We start from the raw sequence: 3,081 nt of genomic DNA on the forward strand, positions 1-3,081 counted from the left end.
CACCGTGAGCGGTACCGGGATGACGGCCTCGTACATCGCGTGCTCGCAGATACCGATCGAGGCGGTGCACAGGTTGAACTTGCCCACGTTGACGGTGTTCAGGGCGGCGTCGAAAGCAGCACGGCCGGTGTGCAGGACGTCTTCCGCAGCTACCGGGTAGTCCTCCAGGCGGAACTCGCTGACGTACTTAGAGGAGTCGACGACGTTCTTGACCAGGCGGTACGCCGGGTGGCGGCTGTCGGCGGCGAAGAAGACATAGCCGTCGGGGCCCTCGACGTCGGTGCGGCGGCCGAAGACGGAGACGATGCCTGCGGCGTTGCCGTTGCCGATGTAGTACTTGGAGCCGGTGGCCCTGAAGCCGCCCTTGCCGTCGGGCTCCAGGAGCATGTCGGTGGAGTAGATGTCGGCGCCGTGGGCCTTCTCCGACAGTCCGAAGGCGAACACCTCGCCCTGGGAGAGGAGTTCCGCGGCGCGGGCGCGGGCGGCGGGGTTGTCGCTCTGCCAGACGGGACCGAGGCCCAGGATGGTGACCTGCCACGCGTACCAGTAGTCCAGGCCGTAGAAGCCGAGGATCTCGTTCAGGGCGGCGATGCGGGCGGTGTCCCAGCGCTTGTCGCCTTCACCCTCTGCGGCGGCGGAGGCGGGGGTGAGGAAGGTCGCGAAGAGTCCCTCCTTGGCGGCGAAGGCGAGGAAGTCACCGAGCCAGGCGCGGGTTCGGTAGTCCTCGATCAGCCGACGCTTGCCCCGCTGTTCGAACCAGTCGACGGTGGCGCGCAGCAGCCTGCGGGTCTCCGGGTCGAAGTGCGCGGGGTCGTAGGTCCGCGGGTTGAACAGCAGCGCGTCGGCCATGGATTGCCGCCTTTCGGCTGGGAAGGGGTGAGGGTTGGGTCCGGGAGCGGGCCCCGGGGGCCGCTCGGTCGCCGGTCAGCGACCGGCGTCGAAGCCGGCGAGGGTGGCGAGGACGTCGTCGAGCCAGGCGATCATCATCCGCTCGTAGGCGATGCCGCCGCGCAGCACGACGTGCTGGAGCTCCCGTTCGGCGTCCAGCGGACCGTGGGCCGGGGGTTCCCCGAAGTCGCGGGTTTCGCCCGCGAGGTAGTGGGCGAGGCGGTCCGTGTGCGCCTGCCGGTGCCGCTCGACCTCACTGATCAGGGCGGCCGGATCACCGAAGGCGGCGCCCCGGACCTTCACTGCCAGGTCGTGCCGCACGCTCTCGGGCTCGGTCGCCTCGTTGAGCCACGCAGCGAGCGCGGCCCGACCGGGCCCGGCGACGGAGTACTCCTTCTTGTCCGGACGCCCATACTGCGCAACGTCCCGGACATCGACCCAGCCGTCGCTCTCCATACGCTTCAGCACGCGGTAGATCTGCTGGTGGGTGGCGGTCCAGAAGTACCCGATCGAACGCTCGAACCGCCGGGCCAGCTCATAGCCGGAGCCCGGCTTCTCCAGCAGGGAAACGAGGATCGCGTGCTCGAGCGCCATGCACACGATCCTCCTATGCACCTCGTTGCATAGCAACGCAGCCGTGGTGAGACACGGCTCACCCAGTGCACGTCGCGCAGATCACCACCGACGCCGGCACGCCAGGGTCAGGCAGGGCCCCCGGATGCTACGGGGCGACCTCTGCGGTCACCTGCGTCACGCGGCCCGCCAATCCCCAGGGCCTCGACCCTTCGACGGCGGCACCGACGCAGGAGGTCGCCGCTGCACCCAGGGAACCGCAGCGGAGATCCATATGAGAGGTGCGAGAAACAGCAAAGTCATACCGTTGGCAGCTCCGTTGCTGCCGATGCCACAAGCGGCCCATGCCCGCCCAATGTTCATCTCCGCCGCCTCGCCGTAGATGCAAGCTTTTGTTTCTGGAGGCAAAAAGGGTTCAGGACCCCGATGGTGCGGACGAGATCCTCGTCAGTAGAGGTGATGGCGGCACCTTCGAAAAAGGCGCATGCGAGAAGGGGACGTGTTCGAGTTCGACGAGCGGTTCGTGCCGTTCGTTAACCAAGCGTCGATTGACGTGCTTCTGCACGAAGTGAATGAGGCAACTGACCAGGCCAGCTTCATCGGCGGAGCGAAGATCATCCCCTCCGAGGTAGGCCTTGGAGAACGAACGCAGGCGATCGGCGCGCTGTCTCTGTCTCTGTACGAGCTGACATACAAGGTCCTTTGACGACCAAGGTGCCGAGCATCCGTCCAAGGTGATCGGCATGGTGCTCGACGCCTTGTGGCAGGAGGCTCGTACGCGTCCTGAGCGCCGGCTCGCACCTTTCGACGGCCTCGTCCTGGGGTGGCTGACCGACTGCGACGATGCCGCCGTCGAGGCCTCACTGGCGGGTTACGCTTCGGCGTTCGCCCGGGACGCGGACCGGACGCGGTCGTGGAGGCCGTGGGCTCGGACGCCACCATCGAACTGGCCCTCAAAGCCGTGCGGCAGGCCGGCAGGGCCAGCGTCATCGCTGTCAGCCACAACAAGGCGTTCCCCTTCCACATGGGGCTGGCGCAGACCAAGGAACTCGAGTTCGCCGTCGGGCTCTGCTCGATCCACTACGAGCTCCCTCCCCTGATCGCCTTCGCCCAGGCCGGCCGGATCCAGCCGGAGGTCGTGGTGTCGCACCGCTTCCCCCTCTCCCAGGGCCCGGCGGCGTATGAACTGTTCGCCGACCGCTCCGACGGAGTCCGCAAGATCCTCCTCGATCCCACCGGCTGACCGATTCGGTCATTGTCGCTACCCGCCGGTAGACACGAGCCGCTCTGAATGGAACGCTCGCTCCAGAGCGCGGCGGGCTCACGCCGGTCGTTCCTTCTCTGCGGCCCCCCTGCTCCCCGGTCCGTCCCACGGGCCGGGGCGACCTGGCAGAACCACGCCGACCGCCTTCCTCGCACCATGCACGCCGGCAAGTCCTCGTACGCCCGGATTTATCGCCGAGAGGAGTGCATCGCATGAAGGTCCGAGTCACCACGGCGGCGCTGACCGCCATCGCCATCGCCACGGGGGTGCACCTCGCTCCCACCACCGCCTCCGCCGCCACGCACACGGCCGCCGGGCCGACGGAGTTCACCGTCGACACCACCACCGACGCCGCG

General features: G+C 67.9%; 3 protein-coding genes and 1 pseudogene. 2 read left to right on the forward strand and 2 right to left on the reverse strand.

Annotated elements, in window-relative coordinates; all coding sequences use genetic code 11:
- A pseudogene (locus H4N64_RS43940) lies at nucleotides 1-849 on the reverse strand (acyl-CoA dehydrogenase); the annotation flags it as partial.
- Nucleotides 850-924: 75 nt separating this feature from the next.
- Nucleotides 925-1,482, reverse strand: a complete 558-nt coding sequence (locus H4N64_RS43945) for a PadR family transcriptional regulator (protein WP_186288230.1) — start codon at nucleotides 1,480-1,482, stop codon at nucleotides 925-927.
- 478 nt (nucleotides 1,483-1,960) lie between these two features.
- On the opposite strand from H4N64_RS43945, the gene H4N64_RS43950 reads away from it, so the two are divergent.
- Together H4N64_RS43950 and H4N64_RS43955 are read left to right on the forward strand one after the other, a co-directional pair.
- The gene (locus H4N64_RS43950; RefSeq protein ID WP_186288231.1) at nucleotides 1,961-2,167 is read left to right on the forward strand and encodes a hypothetical protein; all 207 of its coding nucleotides are present in this window, start codon (nucleotides 1,961-1,963) and stop codon (nucleotides 2,165-2,167) included.
- A 207-nt stretch (nucleotides 2,168-2,374) separates the two neighbouring features.
- Nucleotides 2,375-2,704, forward strand: a complete 330-nt coding sequence (locus H4N64_RS43955; RefSeq protein WP_260860449.1) for an MDR/zinc-dependent alcohol dehydrogenase-like family protein — start codon at nucleotides 2,375-2,377, stop codon at nucleotides 2,702-2,704.
- Nucleotides 2,705-3,081 lie beyond the last annotated feature (377 nt).

Source organism: Streptomyces cupreus, from assembly GCF_014257025.1.
Classification (GTDB): domain Bacteria; phylum Actinomycetota; class Actinomycetes; order Streptomycetales; family Streptomycetaceae; genus Streptomyces; species Streptomyces cupreus.